The following is a 20,880-nucleotide window of genomic DNA, read 5'->3' on the forward strand; positions in this document are numbered from 1 at the left end:
ACCGGGCTTGCGCTCGCCGCGGGGCCGATCGTCCGCCGCCCCCTGCCCAAGGGCGTGTCCCTGCCCCTCGCGGCGGCCCTTGCCGCCCTGCGGGCGCGGGGCGTGGCGGCGGGGGGGCTGCCAGCGGAAGGTGTAGAAAAGTTCGGTCTCCACCGCCGCGGCGGGCGTCTCGTCCGCGTCAGCCGCGGGCTCGGAAGCCGCTCCTGCCGCGTCCTCTGCCGGTTGTGGCGTCTCCTCGGCGCCTGCTGCTGGGGCTGCTTCGTCCGGCACCGCCTGTGCGTCGATGCCCGTATCGTCCGCATGTGGCCCGGTTGCCGCGTCGGCTTCTTCCCCGGCCCGCGTGATGGGCGGCTGCGGCGTCGCCTCCGCGGCTTCGGCCTCGGCTTCGGGCGCGGGTGTTTCGGATGCTGCAGCCGCCGACGTCGACGCGACCGCCGCATCTGGCGCCGGTGTGTCCGTGCCCCCCGGCGCCTCTGCCGCCGCGCTCGTCCTTGCCTTTTCCGGCGCGGCCTTGTCCCCGGCACCGGCATTCGCCGCGCCCTCTGCCGCGCGCTGCTTGGGGCGCTCGCCCCGCTCGGCGGCATAGCCCAGCCCCTGCATCAGGATGGCGAACTGTTCCAGCGTCATGCCCGTGATCGACAGCATGTCCGGCGTCGCCTCGAACCCGCCGCGGGTGTCCTGGCCGCGCACCATGTCCGCCAGCCGTTCCAGCATGTCGATGCGGATCGCCCGTTCGCCCGCCGCGTGATAGCCCGACATGGTGTGATAGCCGTCCGGCATGCCGTCGCGCACGGGCACGGTCACCAGCCCCGGCGGCGGGCTTTCGGGAAACTCGTCGAGTCCCGCAGCCAGCGACCACAGCACAAGCCGCAGCCGCGTCGGGGCAGGCTTCAGCAGAAGCGGCTGGAACACGGTGAACTGCCCGAACCGGATGCCGTGCTTGCGCAGCGCGCCACGGGCGTCCTGATCCAGTTCCTTGACCTCTGCCGCGACACCGGCGCGCGGCAGGATGCCCTGCGCCTCGACCATCCGAAACGCGAAGCCGCGCGCAAGCCCGGTCAGTGTCTCGTCATTCTGGAGGGCCAGAAGCGGTTCGAACAGCGCGGCGATCTTGCGGTCGATGAAATGCTGCAGGCGGCGTTCGACCTTCTGGGCCACGTCCGGCCCGGCCTCGTCATCGACGAAGGGCTGCACGCGCGGCTTCAGGGGATCAGCGCCGGCAACAAGCTTGCCGACCGCGCTGTCGCCCCACATCAGCCCGCCCTGTTCGGTGAAATCCAGCTCGGTGTCCGGCGCATTGTAAAGCCGATCAGCGCGCAGGTGGAAATGCGGTGCCAGGGATTGCAGGCTGGCCTGGCGCAGCGTGCGCGCCTCGTCCGGGCTGGCCGACTGATCCTGCGCGAAGCGAAAGCCCTCCAGCCGTCCGACGAACTGACCTTCGACCGTCACTTCGCCCTTGTCGTTCACGTCTGCCACAAGGCTCTCCTTCTGTTTCAACCGGCGCAAGAGCACGGATGTGCGCCGGTCAACAAATCGCTGGGTCAGACGGGCATGCAGCGCATCCGACAGGCGGTCTTCTACAGCCCTCGTCACGTCGCGCCAATGGATTTCGTCATCCAGCCAGCCGCGGCGCTGCGCCACGTATGTCCATGTGCGGATATACGCCAGCCGCTTGGACAGCGTGTCGATATCGCCTTCCGTCCGGTCGATGCGCTTGACCTGTTGCGCCATCCAGTCGTCGGGGATGCGGTGCAAGTCGTGCAGGTAGCCGAAGATCGCCTCCAGCAATCCCGCATGTTCGGCATGGCTGATGCCGCGGAAATCGGGGATGCGGCACACGTCCCACAGCAGTTGCACATCCGGCCCGCCGCGCAGCCGGTCGCGCACCGCCGGGATCTCCGCCAGCGTCTTGAGCGCCGACAGATCATCGCTGTCGCGCGCGCGGGTCAGCCATTCGTCGTTCGTCTGCTGTTCCAGCGACGCGATCAGCCGACCCGCCGACCCGAAATCCAGCCGCGCGTTGCGCCAGTGCAGCTTGCGCACGGGCATGAAGCGGTTTTCCATGATCGCCTCGGCGGTACCTTCGTCCAGCGGGCGTGCCTCGCCGGTCACGCCGAAGGTGCCGTTGTCGGTATAGCGCCCGGCCCGCCCCGCGATCTGCGCCAGTTCGTTGGGCTGAAGCTGCCGCATCCGCCGCCCGTCGAATTTCGACAGGGCCGAGAACGCGACATGCCGGATATCGAGGTTCAGGCCCATCCCGATCGCGTCGGTCGCGACAAGGTAATCGACCTCGCCGTTCTGATAGAGATCCACCTGCGCGTTGCGCGTCCGCGGGGACAGCGCGCCCATCACCACCGCCGCCCCGCCCTTCTGCCGCCGCAGCAGTTCCGCCATCGCATAGACGTTCTCCACCGAGAACCCGACGATGGCCGACCGCGGCGGCATCCGGCTCAGCTTCTTGGCACCCACATAGGTCAGCTCCGACATCCGCCCGCGATACTGGAACTGCACGCCGGGCACCTGCGCCGCGATGGCGCCGCGCATCGTGTCGGACCCAAGGAACAGTGTCTCGTGATGACCGCGCGCGTGCAGCAGCCGGTCGGTGAAGACATGGCCCCGTTCCGGGTCGGCGCACAGCTGGATCTCGTCGATGGCGACGAAATCCGCGCCCATGCCCTGCGGCATCGCTTCGACCGTGCAGACCCAGTATTGCGCCCGGTCCGGCACAATACGCTCCTCGCCCGTGACCAGCGCCACGACCGACGGCCCGCGCAGCGCCTTGATCTTGTCATAGACCTCGCGCGCGAGCAGCCGCAGGGGCAGCCCGATGATGCCGGTCCGATAGGCCAGCATCCGTTCGATCGCGTAATGGGTCTTGCCGGTATTGGTGGGGCCGAGAACCGCCTCGATGCGTCCGTTGCCCGCCATGTATCCCCCTTGCGCGTCGCCGGCCCGGCCCCGCGCGGTCGTCCCGTCACTTGCGGAAGACTAGAGCGACGCCTCGCCGAGCGTCCGCTCCAGCCGCCCCATGGCTTCTTTTAGGGTCGGGCGGTGGGGATGTATAGCCGCGACCGCGCGATAGGCGCTCAGCGCATCTGCGGGCCTGCCGATCTCTTCGAGGATCAGCGCAAGCCCCATCATCGCGCCGAAATGCCGGGGGTTTAGCGCAAGCGCCATCTCGATATCCGACAGCGCCGGACCGTACAGCCCTTCGCGGTAATAGGCGGTCGCGCGGGCGTTATAGCCTTCGGCGAAATCGGGCGCGTGATCTATCAGCGCGGTCAGATGCTCGATGGCGATGGCGAAATCGTCCGACTCCATGGCCGCGCGCCCGCGCTCCAACAGCATGTCTGCGGTGGGCGACCCCGATTGCGACCAGCGGGACCAGATCGTCTGTTCGACCTCCTCCCAGTTGGTCAGGTCCGGGTCGCGCAGCAGCTCCAGCAGTTCGTCGGTGGACTGGGCAGGCGACTGCGCCAGCGCAGGTGCCGCACAGATTGCAACCGTAACGAGAAAAAGTGCCGCAACGGCGCGTTTGATTCTGATCGCGAGTGTCCTCATATCTCGAAGCATAGCGCAAAGGGCCCCGAAATCGATACCGCGGCCAGAACACCGAAAGGAACTTTCCCATGAGCGACATCATCGACGGCGCGGTCCGCAAACTTGCCGCGAAACTGGGCGACGGCTTCGATGGCATCGCCAAGTTCGAAATCGACGGCGAAGGCGCGATCATGGTCGATGGCGACGGCGTGCGCGCGGGTGACGGCGACGCGGACGTGACGCTGGGCGCCGATGCCGACACGTTCCGCGAAATGCTCGACGGCGAGCTGAACCCGACCTCGGCCTTCATGGGCGGGCGGCTGCGGATCGACGGCGACATGGGGCTGGCGATGAAGCTGGGCGCGGCCCTGTCTTGACCGGCGACCCGGCACTGGCCGACCCGCCTGCCCCGTTCGACCACGCCTCCGCCCGCGCGCGGGCGGAGGCCTTCGCGGTCTGGCGGAACGCGCGCGATGGCGTGCGGCTGCGCCTCGGGCTGCTGGCCACGGGGGGCGCGGGCACGATCCTGCTGGTTCCGGGACGGACCGAGTATCTTGAAAAATACGGCGCCGTCGCGGACCGTTTCGCGCAGGCGGGCTATGGCATGGTCAGCGTGGACATCCGCGGGCAGGGCCTGTCGGACCGGGCACTGTCCGACCCGCGCATCGGCCATGTCGCGCGCTTCGCGGATTACCAGCACGACATGGATGCGCTGGTCGCTTTCGCCGCCGCGCGGGACATGCCGAAACCGTGGGTCGTGATCGGCCATTCCATGGGCGGCGCCATCGCGTTGCGCGCGCTCGTGGACGGGCTGGACGTCACGGGGGCGGTGTTCAGCGCGCCCATGTGGGGCATCGCCATGAACCCCGCATTGCGCCCCGTGGCCTGGGGGCTGGGATGGGCCGCCCACCGCGCGGGCCTGAACCGATGGGTCACGCCGGGCACGAAGATCGACAGCTACGTGCGGATCTGCGACCCCAACGACAATTTCCTGACCGACGATCCGGGCGAGATCGCGCAGATGCGCGCGCAGCTCGATGCGGTGCCGGGGCTCGACCTGGGCGGGCCGTCGGTGCCTTGGCTCTATCGCGCGCTGGTGGAATGTGCCGACCTGCAACGCAACGCCGATCCGGGCGTGCCCAGCCTGACCTTCCTGCCCGAGCGCGACGAGATCGTGTCGAAACCTGCGATGCGCGCCATGACCGCCCGCTGGCGCGATGCCGAGCTGGTAGAGGTGCCGCAGGGCCGCCACGAAACCATGATGGAAATCCCGGCCCGCCAGCAATTGTTCTTCGATCGAACGCTGGCGTTCCTCGCCGCGCGGGCCTGAGCGGTCAGATCAGGATCTTTCCGAAGGCGTCGCGCAGCGCGGCGGACCAGGCCTGGCTCATCTCGGCGAAGACCGGGTCGCCCTGCTCGATGCGGCGATTCTCGTCGATGCGGCAATCGCCCTCGCGGATCACCGCAAGGTCCAGCGGCATGCCCACCGACAGGTTCGACCGCAGCGTGCTGTCCATGGACAGGAGTGCGGCCTTGCGCGCATCGGTCAGCGACGTGTCGGGGGTCACCACCCGGTCGAGGATCGGCTTGCCGTACTTGTGTTCGCCCACCTGCAGGAACGGCGTGTCGGCGGTCGCCTCGATATGGTTGCCCTCGGGATAGATCAGGAACAGCCGCATCTCGCCGCCCCGCCGCTGCCCGCCCATGATCAGCGTGGCAGACGCCATCGCCTGCCGGTGGCGGCCGAGCTTCTCGGTGATGTCGCTGGCCACGTCCGCAAGACAGGCCCCCACGATATCGGCGACCTTCAGCAGCGTGCGCGCCTTCATTATCGAACTGTTCTCGTCCGAATCCGGATCCTCGATGGCTTCCTGCAGCCGTGCCATGGTCGTCTGCGTGACCGACAGGCTTCCTGCGGTCAGGATCACGATCACCCGTTCGCCCGGATCCTCGAACGTGTACATCTTCTTGTAGGTCGAGATGTTGTCGAGCCCGGCATTGGTTCGCGTGTCGCTGAGAAGCACCATACCGGCCTTCAGCAGCAATCCGACGCAATAGGTCATCCCGAACACTCCGACACGAGGGAACGGGCACCCGGCGCCCGCAGCTTCGCGTTACTGCTGTTCCTGGCTGACCGCAACAGCCACCGTAAGCCGTTCGTCCCCCGTCCCGCTGGCCAGCCCGCGGATCGGCGCGGCGTCGAACGCATCGAAGCCTGAACAGAGCCGGATATACCGGTCGTCCGGGCAGCACGCATTGGCCGTGTCGAACCCGACCCAGCCCAGCCCGTCGATGAACAGCTCGGCCCAGGCATGGCTGGCCGCGGCGGCGGCCGCGAGATTCACATCGGCATCGTCGCCCGCGAAAAGATACCCCGTGACATAGCGCGCGGGGATGCCGTTGCCGATGGCCGCGGCGATCATCAGATGCGCGAAGTCCTGGCAGACGCCCTTGCCCTCGGCCAGCGCTTCCGTCGCGGTGGTCGCGCTGGTGGTGGAACCGGATGTAAAGACCACGGCCCCCGCGATGGCATCGGCCAGCGCATGGGCCTTGTCGAGCGTCGACCCGCCTTCGACCGGTTCCAGTGCCGTCTCGGCCAGTTCCGCCAGCGCCATGTCGGTCCGTGTCATGCGCGTGCTGCGCAGATAGGCCATGGGCGGCACCTTCTCGCGGTGCCCGCGCAGCACCCCGGCCAGGTCGGTCGTGTCCACGGTACCCGACACCTTGACCTCCATCGTCTCGACCGGGCCGCGCAGCCGCCATGTCTCGGTCACGTCGCCCGCCCCGTCGCGGAAGCGGCTGCCGGACAGCCCGCCCTCGATCCCGACGCGCCAGTCGATGACCTTCTGGCCCGCGAAATCCGACGGCACCAGCCGCAGGCTTTGCAGAACCGCCTTCTGCGGCGTGTCGTAATGGTACGCGGTCACATGCGTCACGTTCAGCTTCATGCCGCGGCTCCGATCAGGTAGGTCTCGCTGACGCAGGTGGAGATGTCGGCCACCTGCCGCTTCATCCGTTCGAGAAACTCGTGCATCCCCTCGTCGAAGATGTCGTCGATCCGGGTTTCCGACAGTTCCGCCAGCAGCGCCCGCGCCGCCGTCTGCGCCCGGGTCGATGCGCCATAGGCCCGCGACAGCCGGTCGAGATGGTTCGTCGCCTCCTCGATCGCGGTCAAGAGAGAGCGCGGGCAGGCCGGGTTCAGGATCAGCAGGTCCGCGATCTTGGTCGCCGTGATGTCCCCGCCATAGGCCCAGTGGAACGCCCGGTGCATCTGCATGCCCCGCAGCAGCGTCTGCCACTGCACATTGTCCAGCCCCGAGCCGACGAACCCCGTATCCGGCAGCAGCACATAGTATTTCACATCGAGAAACCGCGCCGTGTTGTCCGCCCGTTCAAGGTTGAACCCGAGATGGATGAAATCGTAGCCGTCGTTGCGCAGCAGCGTGCCCTCGATCGCGCCCGATGCCAGCGCGTGCTGCTTCGCCGTCCATTCCGTCAGCGCGGTGATCGAGATCTCGCTGCGCGGCGTGCGTTCCAGACCCTTGAGTTCCTGGTAGGCCCCGTTCAGCGCGTCCCACACCGGGGCCGACAACGCCGTGCGCACGATGCGCGCGTTCTCCCGCGCTGCCGCGACGCAGGCCGCGACCGAAGACGGGTTGTCCCGGTCGAAGAACAGGTGGGTGATGACGTTGCGTTCCACCGCCTCGCCGTATTTCTTCTCGAAGGCGGCGTGCGTGCCGCTGGCATGCAGGATCGACACCCATTCGCTGCGAAAGCCGTCCACCGTGTCGGGGATCAGGTTCATGCGCGCGCCCACATGCAGCAGACGCGCCATGGTTTCGGCCCGTTCGAGATACCGGCCCATCCAGAAAAGATTGTCCGCGGTTCTGCTCAGCATGCGCTCACTCCGCCAGCACCCATGTGTCCTTCACGCCCCCGCCCTGCGAGGAATTGACCACGAGCGATCCTTCCTTCAGCGCCACCCGCGTCAGCCCGCCGGGCACCAGTTCGATCTTCTCGCCCACCAGGCAGTAGGGCCGCAGGTCCACGTGACGCGGCGCGATCCCCTGCTCGACGAATGTCGGGCAGGTCGACAGCGCGAGCGTCGGCTGCGCGATGTAGTTGCCGGGATTGTCCCGGACCCGCACGGCGAACAGGTCCAGTTCGCTCTGGGTAGCGCGCGGCCCGATTAGCATGCCGTAGCCGCCCGATCCATGCACCTCCTTGACCACGAGATCCTTGAGGTTCTCCAGCACGTACTTGCAGTCGTCCGCCTTGGCGCATTGCCATGTCGGCACGTTGTTCAGGATCGGCGTTTCACCAAGGTAGAACCGGATCATGTCGGGCACGAAGGTATAGATCGCCTTGTCGTCCGCGACCCCCGCGCCGGGCGCGGACGCGATGGCCACCCCGCCCGAGCGATAGACATTCATCAGCCCCGGTATGCCCAGCATGCTGTCGGGGCGGAAACACAGCGGGTCGAGGAACGCATCGTCGATGCGGCGGTAGATCACGTCGACCCGGCGCGGGCCTTCGGTGGTCCGCATCCAGCAGTAATCGCCCTCGACATACAGGTCCTGCCCCTCGACCAGTTCCACGCCCATCATGTCGGCCAGGAACGAATGCTCGTAATAGGCCGAATTGAAATGCCCGGGCGTCAGGATCACGACGGTCGGCTCGCCCTCGCACTTGGCGGGCGCGACCGAAGCCAGCGTGCGGCGCAACTGTTCGGGGTAGCCTTCCACCGGCTCGATCCGGTTTTCCCGGAACAGCGTCGGAAACATCCGCATCATGATCTCGCGGTTTTCCAGCATGTAGGACACGCCCGACGGGGTGCGGCAGTTGTCCTCCAGCACGAAGAAATCCTCGGGGCCCGTGCGCACGAGATCGATGCCGACGATATGGCTGAACACCGACCGGGGGGGGCGGATGCCGACCACGGCCTTCTCGAACGCCTCGTTCTGATAGACCAGCTTGGCGGGGATCCGGCCCGCACGCACGATCTCGCCCCGGTCATAGACATCCGCAAGGAACGCGTTGAGCGCGCGGGCACGCTGCTTGACCCCGCGCGACAGGCGCGTCCATTCGCGGTTTGTGAAGACCCGCGGGAACATGTCGAACGGGATCAGCCGGTCCGGGTCGCCGCCTTCGCCATAGACCGCGAAGGTGATGCCGATGCGCCGGAACAGCGCCTCCGCCTCGGCCTGCTTGAGATTGCGCAACTCGTCGGGCATGCCCCGTTGCCAGCCTTCAAGTCCCGCATAGAGCGCGCGGATCGCCCCGTCTTCGTACATCTCGTTGAAATAGGTTGGTCCCATATGGTCTTTTCTGTCCCCCGGTTCTGGTGCCGCTGGCGTCGCACGGACCATGTTGACAGGAAAGAGCGGCGGGGACCGAAAGGCAATCCCCCTTCGACAGCGCCCGCATCGAAGGCATCGGCCGCCGCATTTTTGGGCAGCCGCTCCCTTGCGGCGCGCGCGGCGCGTGTCATCTTGCGCCCGAGCGGAGGCCGATGGATGCGCGACAGCGACGTGCTGCACCTGACGGACCGGGGGCTTTACTGCCGCGCCGGGGACTTCTTCATCGACCCGTGGCGGCCGGTGGACCGCGCGCTCGTGACCCACGGGCACGCCGACCACGCGCGATGGGGGCACGGGGCGTACCTCGCGACCGGGGCCGCGGCGCCCGTGCTGCGGCATCGTCTTGGGGATATCGCGCTCGATACAATCGGATACGGCGAGGTCCGACAGATCGGCGGCGCGCGGGTGTCGTTCCACCCGGCTGGCCATGTGCCCGGATCGGCACAGGTCCGGGTGGAGGTCGGCGGCGAGGTCTGGGTCGTCACCGGCGATTACAAGCTGGAGAATGACGGGCTGAGCGAAGCCTTCGAACAACTCCGCTGCCATGCCTTCATCAGCGAATGCACATTCGGGCTGCCGATCTTTCGCTGGCGTCCGCAATCAGCCATTGCGGCCCAGATCGCGGACTGGTGGCGCGACTGCGCGGCGGCCGGGCGCACAGCCGTCCTTGGGGCCTACTCGCTGGGCAAGGCGCAGCGGTTGCTGTCGATGCTCCCCCCGGATCAGGGGCCGATCCTTTGCCACCCAGCCATTGAGGGCACGAACGACGTGCTGCGCGCGCAGGGCTACCCGTTGCCAGATACGGTGCGCGCGACAACCGAGGTGACCGCCAAGACCCACCCCGGCGCGCTGGTGATCGCCCCGCCCGCCGCGATGGCCGGGTCATGGCTGAAACGCTTCGGCCCCGTCTCCACCGCCTTCGCGTCGGGCTGGATGGCGCTGCGCGGCGTGCGGCGGCGGCGCGCGGCGGACCGGGGCTTCGTGATCTCGGACCATGCCGACTGGGCCGGGCTGAACACGGCGATCACGGCGACCGGTGCGGAGCGCGTCTACGTCACCCACGGCTACACGGACGTCTTCGCGCGCTGGCTCTGCGACCGGGGCCTCGACGCGCGCGTGCTCGCGACCGAATTCGGCGGCGAGGCAGAGGACGACCCCGACGCCGCCAGCCCCGCGCCGCCCGGCACGGCTGCGCCCTGACGGGACGCATCATCGGGTCATACGGGAGTCATACAAGAGTCCGACAGGAGTCCTACGCCGTCTCGGGCGGTTTCGCCTTGGCCGACAGGTCCCGCACGATAGCGAAGGCGCCCTTGATCTTGTCCGCGTCCCGGACCCAGTCGCGGCGCACCACGATCTTGTTGTCGCGCACCTTGGCCTGCCCGTTCTGCCCCTGCACGAACTCTACCAGCCCTTGCGGATTGGGGAACTTGTTGTTGTGGAACTGGATCGTGGCGCCCTTGGGCCCCGCGTCAAGCCGCGCGACATGGGCCTTCTTGCACTCGGCCTTGATCCGGATGACCAGCAGCAGCGTGTTGACTTCCTTCGGCAATTTGCCGAACCGGTCGATCAGCTCGGCGGCGAAACCTTCCAGTTCCACCTTGCTCGTCAGCCCCGACAGCCGCCGGTAGAGCCCGAGCCGCGTGTCCAGATCGGGCACGTAATCCTCGGGGATCAGCACCGGCACGCCAAGGTTGATCTGCGGCGCCCAGTGCCCGTCATCGTCGGTCAGCCCTTCCAGTTCACCGGAGCGGATCTTGGCCACCGCTTCCTCCAGCATGGTCTGGTACAGTTCATACCCGACCTCGCGCATCTGGCCCGACTGTTCCTCGCCAATCAGGTTACCCGCACCCCTGATATCAAGGTCTTGCGACGCCAAGGTGAAGCCCGCGCCCAGACTGTCGAGCGACCCGAGCACCCGCAACCGCTTCTCCGCCGCCGGTGTCAGCGGCGCGCGCGGCTTGGTCATCAGGTAGGCATAGGCTCGGGTCTTGGCCCGCCCGACCCGGCCCCGGATCTGGTAAAGCTGCGCCAGCCCGAACATGTCGGCGCGATGGATGATCATCGTGTTGGCGGTCGGGATATCCAGCCCGGATTCCACGATCGTCGTCGCCAGCAGCACGTCGTACTTGCCGTCGTAAAAGGCGTTCATGCGGTCGTCCAGTTCGCCCGCGCCCATCTGGCCGTGGGCCACGACGAAACTGACCTCGGGCACCTGGTCGCGCAGGAACTCCTCGATCTCGGGCAGGTCCTTGATGCGCGGCACCACCACGAAGCTCTGGCCGCCGCGGTAATGTTCGCGCAAGAGCGCCTCGCGCACCGTCACGCCGTCGAATTCGCTGACATAGGTCCGAATGGCAAGACGATCCACGGGCGGCGTGCCGATGATCGACAACTCGCGCACGCCCGACAGCGACATCTGCAGCGTACGCGGGATCGGCGTCGCGGTCAGGGTCAGGACATGCACATCGGTGCGCAGCGCTTTCAGCTTTTCCTTGTGGTTCACGCCGAAGCGCTGCTCCTCGTCGATGATGAGCAGCCCGAGCCGCTGGAACTTCACCGTCTTCGACAGGAGCGCATGGGTCCCGACGACGATATCAACCGTGCCATCCGCCAGCCCCGCGCGGGTCGCCGCGGCCTCCTTCGCGGAGACGAACCGCGACAGGTGCCGGACCTCCAGCGGGAAGCCACGGAAGCGTTCGCGGAATTCCTGCGCGTGCTGGCGGGCAAGCAGCGTCGTGGGCGCGATCACCGCGACCTGCTGGCCCGACATGGCGGCGACGAAGGCCGCACGCAACGCGACCTCGGTCTTGCCGAAGCCCACGTCGCCGCAAATCAGCCGGTCCATGGGCTGGCCGCTGCCCATGTCCGCGAGCGTGTCGTTGATCGCCGCCAACTGGTCATCGGTTTCGGTATAGGGAAAGCGCGCGCAGAAGGCGTCCCACATATCCTCGGGCGGCTCGAGGATCGGCGCGCGGCGCAAGGCACGCTCGGCCGCGATGCGGATCAGCCGGTCCGCGATTTCCTTGATGCGGGCCTTCAGCCGCGCCTTCTTGGCCTGCCACGCGCCACCGCCCAGCTTGTCGAGCAAGCCTTCCTCGTGCCCGAAGCGCGACAGCAATTCGATATTCTCGACGGGCAGGAACAGTCGGTCGCCCCCGGCGTATTCCAGCGCCACGCATTCATGGGCGGCCCCCATGGCAGTGACGACCTCAAGCCCCTTGTACCGCCCGACGCCGTGGTCGACATGCACCACGAGATCACCGGGCGACAGGCTTTGCGCCTCGGTCAGGAAATTCTCGGCCCGGCGCTTGCGCTTGGTCGTGCGCACCAGCCGGTCGCCGAGCACGTCCTGCTCGGAGATGACGGTCAGACCTTGCGAGATGAAGCCGTGATCCAGCCCCCAGACCGCCAGATGCACGCCACCCGGCGCATCGGGAACGTCTCGGAAATCATTGATTTCCTGCACATCCTCGATGCCCTCGTCCGCCATCAGCCCGCGGAGGCGTTCGCGCGCACCGTCGGAATAGCTGGCGATGACCACAGCGCTGCCCCGGCGCACGTCCTGAACATGGGACGCGAGGGTCTTGAAAAGGCTGACTTCCTTCTGCTGGCGTTCGAGCAGGAAGTCGCGCCCGATCCGCCCGCCCGCATCCGTGACCCCGGGTCCCGAGGGTTGCGGCAGCGGGTGGAACTGCACGACCCGCCGCGCCGCCAGCGCCAGCGCCCACGCGTCTTCGTCGAGATACAGCAGCCCCGGCGGACACGGCTTGTAGACGCTGTCGAGCCGCCCCTTGGCCTGCATCGCCTCGCGCCGTGCGTCATACTGGTCGGCGATGCTGTCCCAGCGGGCCGCGCGCGCCGGGCCGGTCTGGTCGTCCAGCGTCACCGGCGCGCCGGGCAGGTAGTCGAAGAGCGTCTCCAACTCGGCATGGAAGAACGGCAGCCAGTGTTCCATCCCCTGGTGCTTGCGCCCCGCGCTCACGGCCTCGTACAGCGGGTCGTCACGCCCCGCCGCGCCAAACTCCAGCCGGTAGTTCTGGCGGAACCGCATCACCGCCGCGTCGTCGAGGATGATCTCGGACACCGGGGCGAGATCCACGATCGACAGTTTCTCGGTCGTGCGCTGGGTCGCCGGGTCGAACCGGCGGGCGCCGTCCAGCACGTCCCCGAAGAGATCCAGCCGCACCGGGTCCGGGTGGCCCGGCGGGAAGATGTCGATGATCCCGCCGCGCACGGCATAGTCGCCCGGTTCCATCACCTGCGGGCTTTGGGTGAAGCCCATGCGCACGAGAAACCCGCGAAGCGCGCCCTCGTCCAGCCGGTCGCCCACCCGCGCCGTGAAGGCCGCGTCGCGCAGCACGGCGCGGGCGGGCAGCCGCTGGGTCGCGGCATTGAGCGTCGTTAGCAGCACGAAGCGTTTCGGCGCGCCATGGACAAGGGCCGCCAGCGTCGCCATCCGTGCGGCGGAGATGTCGGCATTGGGCGAGATCCGGTCATAGGGCAGACAATCCCACGCCGGAAACGTCAGCACCGGCATGCCCGGCGCGAAGAACGCGAGCGCGGCGCGCATCGCCTCCAGCCGCCGGTCGTCGCGGGCGACATGGATCACCGGCCCGCCTGCGCGGTCGATCTCCGCCAGCACCAGCCGCGCGTCGAACCCTTCGGGCGCCCCGCCGATGGTCACCGCCTGTGGGTGCCTGTCCGCCATACTGCCCGCCCCTGTCTGACCCGCCTGATCCAAGGCCGCTGACCTACGCGCCCTGCCCCGCATGTCAAGCCGTGCCGCCCGTTCAGAACGCCTGCTCCGCGAGCAACCGCAGCATCCCGAAGACCGAGGTCAGGAAAACGGCGGCGATGCCGATGCCCTGCACCTTGCGGCGCAGCACAATGTGGGCGCGTATCAGGGCGGGCATGTCCGGCACGTCGGCCATTGCACGCGCCGCACGTGCTTCCACCCAGCGCACGAGCGCGAGCGGCACCGCCAGCGTCAGCGCAGCCTGCGCCAACTCGATGCCGTAGCCGACGCCCAGCCCCGCCAGAAGCGCCAGCCCGAAGGACCAGCCCCCCGCGCGCCACGGCGCCATCCCGGCCAGCCGCTGCGCGTCGCCCAGCCGCACGCCGGTCAGTGCCCTAAGGTCAGCCTCCGCCCCCGGATCGCCCGCCTGCGCACGGCGCACGAGGTCCACCGGCACGCCCATCGGCGCCTGCATCACGTGCGACCACAGGACGCCGAGAAACACCCAGAACCAGATGCTGGAAAAGGACCCCGTCCCGATGAGGGTCCAGAGGTTGTCCGTCACGCGCGCCGCCCGTTCTTGCCCATGCCTCCAGCTAGCGCCTTGGCGACGGATTGCCCAGCCCCGGCGGCGCACGACAGGCGCGGCGGAACGCGCCTTGTGGCCCGCGCGCACCCGTGGCAGGCAGAAGCAAAACGGATGGATGCCATGCCCGACACGCCCTTGCTGCCCGCCCATGCCCGCGCGATGCGCAACCGCCCGCGCCGCCTGCGCCGCACCGCCGCCCTGCGCGGCATGGTGCGCGAAACCGCGCTGACGACCGACGATTTGATCTGGCCCGTGTTCCTGCGCGACGGCGAGGGGATGCGCGAACCAGTCTCCTCCATGCCCGGCGTCGAACGGCTGTCGATCGATCAGGTGGTGGCGGCGGCGGAGATGGCGGCTGATCTCGGCATCCCTGCGCTGTGCCTCTTTCCCTACACCGATCCCGCGCTGAAGACCCCCGGCTGCGAAGAGGCGTGGAACCCCGACAACCTGACGAACCGCGCCATCCGCGCGATCAAGGCGGCGGTGCCAGGCATCGCCGTGATGACCGACGTGGCGCTCGACCCTTACAATGCCCATGGCCATGACGGGATCGTCCGCGACGGGGTGATCGTGAACGACGAGAGCGTGGCGGCACTGGTGCGCATGGCGCTGGCGCAGGCCGAGAGCGGGGCGGATATCTTGGGACCTTCGGACATGATGGACGGCCGCATCGGCGCGATCCGCGACTCGCTCGAAGGCGGCGGCCATACGGACGTGGCGATCATGAGCTACGCGGCCAAGTATGCCTCCGCCTTCTACGGACCGTTCCGGGACGCTGTGGGCGCGTCGGGTGCCCTGAAGGGCGACAAGAAGACCTACCAGATGGATCCCGCCAACAGCGACGAGGCCCTGCGGATGATCGCGCGCAACCTCGACGAAGGGGCCGACATGGTGATGGTCAAGCCGGGGCTCGCCTATCTGGATATCTGCCGGCGCGTGCAGGACACCTTCGAGGTGCCGACCTTCGCCTACCAGGTGTCCGGCGAATACGCGATGATCGAGGCCGCGGCGGCGAACGGCTGGATCGACGGCGAAAAGGTCATGATGGAAACCTTGATGGCGTTCAAGCGCGCGGGTTGCAACGGCATTCTGACCTATTTCGCGCCACGTGCCGCGGCCCTTTTGCGCAAGGGGTGAGCAGGCTGCCACCCATCCTGCGGCGCCTGCAATGCGGGCCATGACAGGCGCTGCGCCATGGGCTAGACTGTCGCTAATCAATCAAGGGGCCAAAGGGCCGCGAACAGAGGCAGAGAGCATGACACATTTCACCCGCCGCGGGCTGGTGCTGGGCGCCGTGGCGCTGGCGGCCTGCGACAACTCCCCCGGTGCGCAGGGCGCGGACGTGATCGACAACCGCGTGCGCAACGCGCTCGACTACATGTACGCGACCTATCCCGAAACGCTGCAACTGCGCGACAAGTCGGTGGGCAAGCTTGTGATGCCCATGATCGGCGAGGCCGGGTTCATCGTCGGCGGCAGCTATGGCGAAGGCGCGCTGCTGATCGACGACGTGACGGTGGATTACTACTCGGCCACGCAGGGCAGCATCGGGTTCCAGATCGGCGCGCAGCAATACGCCTATGTCATCTTCTTCCTGACACCGACCGCGCTGCGGGAGTTCCGCACCTCGCCCGGCTGGTCGGGCGGCGCGGGGGCCGAGGTGACCGGCGGGCGCGAAGGCGCCGGGCTGTCCGCGAACACGATGGCGCAGAATTCCGCCGTGGCGTTCCTGTTCGCGCGGCAGGGGCTGATGGCCGGGGCCACGATCGAAGGCACCAAGTACACCCGTATCCTGCGCTGATCCGCACCGGGGGCGCGCCATGACCGTTCTGCTTCGATGGCTGACGCGGCTGGTGCTGGCCGGGCTGGTGCTGGGGGCCATGGCCTTGGCGCTGGTCTATTACCTTGTGTCGCGGTCCCTGCCCGACTACGGCGCCACACACGACGTCGCGGGGATCACCGCCCCGGTCCGCATCGTGCGCGATACGGCCGGCGTGCCGCATGTCTTCGGCGAAACGGATGCCGATACGTTCTTCGGGCTCGGCTTCGTGCACGCGCAGGACCGGCTCTGGCAGATGACGCTGATGCGGCGCACGGCGCAGGGGCGACTGTCGGAGTTGTTCGGCGCGCGTACGGTGGGGATCGACGAAACCCTGCGGCGGTTCGACATCTACCGGCTGGCCGCGCAGTCCGAAGGCGCGCAGGACGAAGCCACGCGCGCCGCGCTGGAGGCCTATGCCGAAGGCGTCAACGCATGGATCGCCACCGTGAATGCCGAGGCACGGGGCCGCGGCGCGCCCGAATTCTTCCTGTTCGACGCGCAGATCGCCCCTTGGCAACCGGCCGACAGTCTCGCGATCATCAAGCTGATGGGGTTGCAGCTTTCCTCCCACCTCGACCATGAGGTCCTGCGCGCCCGGACCGCCCTGGCGCTGGAGGACCGCCCAGAACGGCTGCTCGATATCCTGCCCGACATGCCCGGTGACGGCGTGGTGGAACTGCCCGATCTCAGCTGGCTCGGCCCCGGACCGGACGCCGATAGCCATGCGGCGGCAGATATCCGCGATGACCCGCTGTCGCCCCTGCGCCGCGCGCCACTGGCGGGCGCGTCGAACGCCTGGGCCGCGACGCCCGCGCGCAGCACGACGGCGGGCACGCTTCTCGCCAACGACCCGCATCTGGGACTGTCCGCGCCATCGATCTGGTATCTTGCGCGGATCGAACTGGACAGCGGCGGCGTGATCGGGGGCACGATCCCGGGCCTACCTCTCGTGCTGGCGGGGCGGAGCGATGCGCTGGGATGGGGACTGACCACGGCGGGGCTCGACGATCTCGACGTGTATCTCGAACGGCTCGATCCCGAAGACCCCGACCGATACCTGACGCCGTCGAGCGAATACGTGCCCTTCCGCGTGGAAAGCAGCGTGATCCGGGTCAATGGCGGCGACCCCGTCACGATCCGGCTGCGCTGGACGGATCGCGGGCCTGTGCTGTCGCCCGACCAGTTCGGGCTGGACCGTATCACGCCTGCGGGGCATCTGCCCTCCATCGCGTGGACGGTGCTGTCGGGGGACGACACGTCGATGTCGGCGGCGATGGCGCTGATGCGCGCGCAGGATGTGGATGCGGGGCTGGCTGCCATGGAATCCCATGTGGCCCCCGCGCAGATGCTGACGCTGGTGGACCGTGACCGGATCGCGATGCAGATGATCGGGGACGCGCCGCGCCGTTCGGCGCTGCACGACTCGCTCGGGCGGCTGCCAAGCCCCGGCTGGCGCGCGCACAACCATTGGCAGGGCATGCTGCCCTATGATGCCAACCCGCGCTTCATCGATCCGGTCAGCGGCATCCTCGGGACCACCAACAACAAGATCATCGACAGGGCTTTCCCGCTCCATGTCAGCCATGAATGGGGCGACCGCCTGCGGATCACGCGGTTGCAGACGCTGATGCAGGATCGCCCCGTGCACAGCCGTGAAAGCTTCGTGGAGGCGCAGCTCGACACGGTCAGCCCGGCGGCGCGGGTGCTGCTGCCGTTGATGGGGCGCGAGTTGTGGTTCACCGGCGAAGCCGCGCCCGAAGGCACGGCCGACAGGCGCCGACGCGATGCGCTCGACCTGCTGGCCGCCTGGAACGGCGAGATGAACCCGCACCGGCCAGAACCGCTGATCTATGCGGCGTGGCTGCGGGCGCTCAACGCGCGGCTCATCACCGACGACCTTGGCGGACCCCTGGCTGCGGAGTTTACCCATCCCGATCCCCTCTTCATCGAACGGGTCCTGCGCGACGTGGAGGGGGCGGCCGCGTGGTGCGACGTGGCGCAATCCGCCGCATCCGAGACCTGCGTGGACATGGCGCGGCTGGCGCTGGACGACGCGCTGCAATGGATATCGGAGAACCATGGCGGCGGGCTCGAAACGCTGACATGGGGCACGGCGCATATGGCGCAGCTCGACCACGAGGTGCTGGGCGGGGCACCGGGCCTCGGCTGGCTGGTGAACATCCGCTACCCGACGGGCGGTGGCGATCACACGCTGATGCGCGGGCGGACGGCCGGGGACGGGCCGCGGCCCTTCGCCAACGTCCATGGGGCCGCCTATCGCGGGGTCTATGACATGGCCGATCCGGACAGTTCGGTCTTCGTCATCTCGACAGGGCAATCCGGCCACCCGCTGTCACGGTTCTATGACAATCTCGGCGAACGCTGGCGGCGCGGCGAATACATCCCCATGTCGCTCGATCCGGCGCTGGCAGAGGCCGGGGCTGCGGGGATCACGCTGCTGGAACCGGAACCCGGACGTTAACCATTTGTTCGGTATGTCACTGACGAAATTAGGCTAAATTTGTTAGTTTCCCCGTGAGCTTTCAGCCGGAGATTGACATGACATCCTTTCGAAATTTTGCCTTGACCGTCGCTGCATCGGTGATCCTGCCCATGGCGGCATCTGCAGCGACCGCTGTCGATATCGACGCCAAGGCAAATTCCAGCAACACGACCGACCGCACGGTATCGACCAATTTCCTCGCGCTGACGCTGGAACGGGGCGTCTACGAGATCACGCCGATCGATCGCGGCGGCGCAGGCGGGTTCACGGCGCTCACCGTCTGGAACAACGTGCAGGGCTGCAACGGACTGGGCGAAGGCTGCAGCAAGGGCTGGTTCTGGCGTGTGGACCTCATTTCCGAGGGTGACAACCTTCAGCCGTCGGGCAACGGGGGCACTTCGTCGCGGATCAACCTGACCTCGGACCGGTTCTCGACAGCCGGGGCCGCCTTTGCAGCGGCCGACGCCAGCGGCCCCGCCCTGTTCAAGCTGCTGGCGGATGACACCGTGTATTTCGGTGTCACCGACACACCCATCGGCGACAATGCCGGCGGCGTATCCTTCGACCTGGAACGCGTGGGCGCCGTGCCGCTGCCGCTGCCCGCCGCATTGCTTCTTGGCGGTGTCGGCCTTCTCGGTGCCGTGCGCGCGCGCCGCGGCTGAGACGAGCGACCATCCGACACGAAACAGAGCGGCGTCCCTCGGGGGGCGCCGTCTTCGCATGGGACACCTGCCTCAGGCGCCCTTCGGTCAGAGGTCGTGGTAGCGGCGCGCCTGATCGGCGGTCCAGCGCACCGAAAGGGTCAGGCCGTCCTCGTCCTGCGCTTCGGCTTCGACGACGCCCTGTTCGTAAAGCCATGCCCGCCGTCGCCCGTCGCCATGGGTGAGCTTGACATCGCCCGGCACGCGCGCACCGCCCAGCCGCGCGGTGACATCGCCCAGCAGACCGGGCAGCCCGGCGCCGGTCACGGCCGAAATGACGTGCACGTCGTCAAGCCGGGCCGCCTGCACGCGCAGCGCCGCGGCGCGTTCCGCCGGCACCATGTCTATCTTGTTCCAGACCTCGATGCGGGGCGTCGCATCGGACAACCCGAGATCGGCAAGGATCGTTTCAACGTCTTCTGCCTGCGCATCGCTGTCGGGGTCGGCGATGTCGCGCACGTGGATCACCAGATCGGCGCTCAGCACCTCCTCCAGCGTGGCGCGGAAAGCGGCGACGAGCTGGGTGGGCAGTGCCGAAATGAAGCCGACGGTATCCGACAGGATCACCCGCGGCCCGCCATCCGGCAGATCAACCGCCCGCATGGTCGGGTCGAGCGTTGCGAACAGCATGTCCTTGGCCATCACCTCCGCCCCGGTGAGCCGGTTGAACAGCGTGGACTTGCCCGCGTTGGTATAGCCGACCAGCGCCACGACCGGGAACGGCACCCGCGCGCGCGCCGCACGGTGCAGGTCGCGGGTCCGCACGACCTTGTCGAGTTGCCGTCGCAGGCGCACGAGCTGTTCGTCGATGGCGCGGCGGTCGGCCTCGATCTGCGTTTCGCCGGGCCCGCCCACGAACCCCAAGCCCCCGCGCTGGCGTTCCAAGTGGGTCCAGGCCCGCACGAGCCGCGTGCGCTGATAACTGAGCGCGGCCATTTCCACCTGCAACACGCCCTCGCGGGTGCGGGCACGGTCCGAGAAGATCTCGAGGATCAGCCCGGTCCGGTCGAGGATCTTGACCTTCCACGCCCGTTCCAGATTGCGCTGCTGCACCGGGGTCAGCGGGCCGTCCACGAGAACCAGTTCGATGTCCTCGCCCGCGATCAGATCGCGCAGCTCGTCCACCTTGCCCGGGCCGAACAGGGTCGCGGGACGGGGATTGGACAAGGGCACGATGGCAGACCCGACGATGTCGAGCCCCGGCAGCGCCGCTGCAAGCGCCGTGGCCTCCTGCAGCGCGTGGGCGGGCGCGCGGCGGGCATCGGCGGATTTGAGGTCGGGATGCAGCACCCAGGCGCGCGTCGGCACGGGGGTGCGCGAGATCGAATCGGTCAGTCTTCGCTTTCGTACAGGCTGATGGGTTGGCTGGGCATGATGGTGGAAATCGCGTGCTTATAAACAAGCTGCGACTGGCCATCCCGGCGCAGAAGCACGCAGAAATTGTCGAACCACGTGATGACGCCCTGCAACTTGACGCCGTTGATCAGAAAAATGGTGACAGGGACCTTGGTCTTCCTGACATGGTTCAGGAATGCGTCCTGAAGGTTTTGCCGGTCGCTTGCCATCTTGATTACCTTTGTTTTTTTCAGGCCGACTGAACTGCCTGTCATAGAATAGCGGTTTCAAC

The 20,880-nt window shown here is 67.8% G+C and carries 17 protein-coding genes; 7 read left to right on the top strand and 10 right to left on the bottom strand.

Going from position 1 to position 20,880, the window contains the following annotated elements; translation table 11 throughout:
* Together DDE13_RS13135 and DDE13_RS13140 are read right to left on the bottom strand one after the other, a co-directional pair.
* Positions 1–2,928, bottom strand: a 2,928-nt coding sequence (locus DDE13_RS13135) for a helicase-related protein (RefSeq protein WP_235868694.1), incomplete at its 3' end; no start/stop codon positions are given.
* A 60-nt stretch (positions 2,929–2,988) separates the two neighbouring features.
* On the bottom strand, positions 2,989–3,561 hold the full coding sequence (locus DDE13_RS13140) for a tetratricopeptide repeat protein (RefSeq protein ID WP_111404751.1): 573 nt from the start codon (positions 3,559–3,561) through the stop codon (positions 2,989–2,991).
* A 68-nt stretch (positions 3,562–3,629) separates the two neighbouring features.
* Between DDE13_RS13140 and DDE13_RS13145 the strand changes: the two genes are divergently transcribed.
* Both DDE13_RS13145 and DDE13_RS13150 read left to right on the top strand, forming a co-directional pair.
* Positions 3,630–3,917 carry an SCP2 sterol-binding domain-containing protein gene (locus DDE13_RS13145; RefSeq protein ID WP_111404752.1) on the top strand — a complete coding sequence of 96 codons (288 nt, stop codon included), beginning with the start codon at positions 3,630–3,632 and terminating at the stop codon, positions 3,915–3,917.
* Complete coding sequence (locus DDE13_RS13150; RefSeq protein ID WP_111404753.1) at positions 3,914–4,870, top strand: alpha/beta fold hydrolase; 957 nt, start codon at positions 3,914–3,916, stop codon at positions 4,868–4,870. The genes DDE13_RS13145 and DDE13_RS13150 overlap by 4 nt, the downstream gene beginning before the upstream one ends.
* A 4-nt stretch (positions 4,871–4,874) precedes the next feature.
* Here DDE13_RS13150 and DDE13_RS13155 read toward each other — a convergent pair whose 3' ends face one another.
* The 4 genes from DDE13_RS13155 to DDE13_RS13170 are packed head-to-tail and all read right to left on the bottom strand — an operon-like array spanning position 4,875 to position 8,858.
* On the bottom strand, positions 4,875–5,603 hold the full coding sequence (locus DDE13_RS13155) for a peptidase (protein WP_111404754.1): 729 nt from the start codon (positions 5,601–5,603) through the stop codon (positions 4,875–4,877).
* A gap of 51 nt (positions 5,604–5,654) precedes the next feature.
* Positions 5,655–6,488 carry a transglutaminase family protein gene (locus DDE13_RS13160; RefSeq protein ID WP_111404755.1) on the bottom strand — a complete coding sequence of 278 codons (834 nt, stop codon included), beginning with the start codon at positions 6,486–6,488 and terminating at the stop codon, positions 5,655–5,657.
* Positions 6,485–7,438 carry an alpha-E domain-containing protein gene (locus DDE13_RS13165; protein WP_111404756.1) on the bottom strand — a complete coding sequence of 318 codons (954 nt, stop codon included), beginning with the start codon at positions 7,436–7,438 and terminating at the stop codon, positions 6,485–6,487. The genes DDE13_RS13160 and DDE13_RS13165 overlap by 4 nt, the downstream gene beginning before the upstream one ends.
* 4 nt (positions 7,439–7,442) lie before the next feature.
* Positions 7,443–8,858, bottom strand: coding sequence for a circularly permuted type 2 ATP-grasp protein (locus DDE13_RS13170; RefSeq protein ID WP_111404757.1), 1,416 nt, complete (start codon positions 8,856–8,858; stop codon positions 7,443–7,445).
* Between the two features lie 198 nt (positions 8,859–9,056).
* Here DDE13_RS13170 and DDE13_RS13175 point away from each other — a divergent pair, with 198 nt between their 5' ends.
* The gene (locus DDE13_RS13175) at positions 9,057–10,100 is read left to right on the top strand and encodes a ligase-associated DNA damage response exonuclease (RefSeq protein ID WP_111404758.1); all 1,044 of its coding nucleotides are present in this window, start codon (positions 9,057–9,059) and stop codon (positions 10,098–10,100) included.
* Positions 10,101–10,152: 52 nt separating this feature from the next.
* Here DDE13_RS13175 and mfd read toward each other — a convergent pair whose 3' ends face one another.
* Positions 10,153–13,611, bottom strand: a complete 3,459-nt coding sequence (mfd, locus tag DDE13_RS13180) for a transcription-repair coupling factor (protein ID WP_111404759.1) — start codon at positions 13,609–13,611, stop codon at positions 10,153–10,155.
* 82 nt (positions 13,612–13,693) lie between these two features.
* The gene (locus DDE13_RS13185) at positions 13,694–14,203 is read right to left on the bottom strand and encodes a hypothetical protein (RefSeq protein ID WP_111404760.1); all 510 of its coding nucleotides are present in this window, start codon (positions 14,201–14,203) and stop codon (positions 13,694–13,696) included.
* Between the two features lie 144 nt (positions 14,204–14,347).
* On the opposite strand from DDE13_RS13185, the gene hemB reads away from it, so the two are divergent.
* The 4 genes from hemB (at position 14,348) to DDE13_RS13205 (ending at position 19,214) form a co-directional block, all read left to right on the top strand.
* Positions 14,348–15,364 carry a porphobilinogen synthase gene (gene hemB / locus DDE13_RS13190; RefSeq protein ID WP_235868695.1) on the top strand — a complete coding sequence of 339 codons (1,017 nt, stop codon included), beginning with the start codon at positions 14,348–14,350 and terminating at the stop codon, positions 15,362–15,364.
* Positions 15,365–15,482: 118 nt separating this feature from the next.
* Positions 15,483–16,028: a lipid-binding SYLF domain-containing protein gene (locus DDE13_RS13195; protein WP_111404761.1), complete on the top strand. Its 546-nt coding sequence runs from the start codon at positions 15,483–15,485 to the stop codon at positions 16,026–16,028.
* Between the two features lie 19 nt (positions 16,029–16,047).
* Positions 16,048–18,531: a penicillin acylase family protein gene (locus DDE13_RS13200; RefSeq protein WP_111404762.1), complete on the top strand. Its 2,484-nt coding sequence runs from the start codon at positions 16,048–16,050 to the stop codon at positions 18,529–18,531.
* Positions 18,532–18,608: 77 nt separating this feature from the next.
* Positions 18,609–19,214, top strand: coding sequence for a hypothetical protein (locus DDE13_RS13205; protein WP_111404763.1), 606 nt, complete (start codon positions 18,609–18,611; stop codon positions 19,212–19,214).
* Positions 19,215–19,301: 87 nt separating this feature from the next.
* Here DDE13_RS13205 and hflX read toward each other — a convergent pair whose 3' ends face one another.
* Positions 19,302–20,576, bottom strand: coding sequence for a GTPase HflX (gene hflX / locus DDE13_RS13210; protein ID WP_111404764.1), 1,275 nt, complete (start codon positions 20,574–20,576; stop codon positions 19,302–19,304).
* Positions 20,577–20,584: 8 nt separating this feature from the next.
* Entirely contained in the window at positions 20,585–20,818 is a 234-nt protein-coding gene (gene hfq, locus DDE13_RS13215; protein WP_111404765.1) for an RNA chaperone Hfq, read from the bottom strand.
* Positions 20,819–20,880: the final 62 nt, after the last annotated feature.

Origin of the sequence: Meridianimarinicoccus zhengii, assembly GCF_003254465.1 — a bacterium.
Lineage (GTDB): Bacteria > Pseudomonadota > Alphaproteobacteria > Rhodobacterales > Rhodobacteraceae > Meridianimarinicoccus > Meridianimarinicoccus zhengii.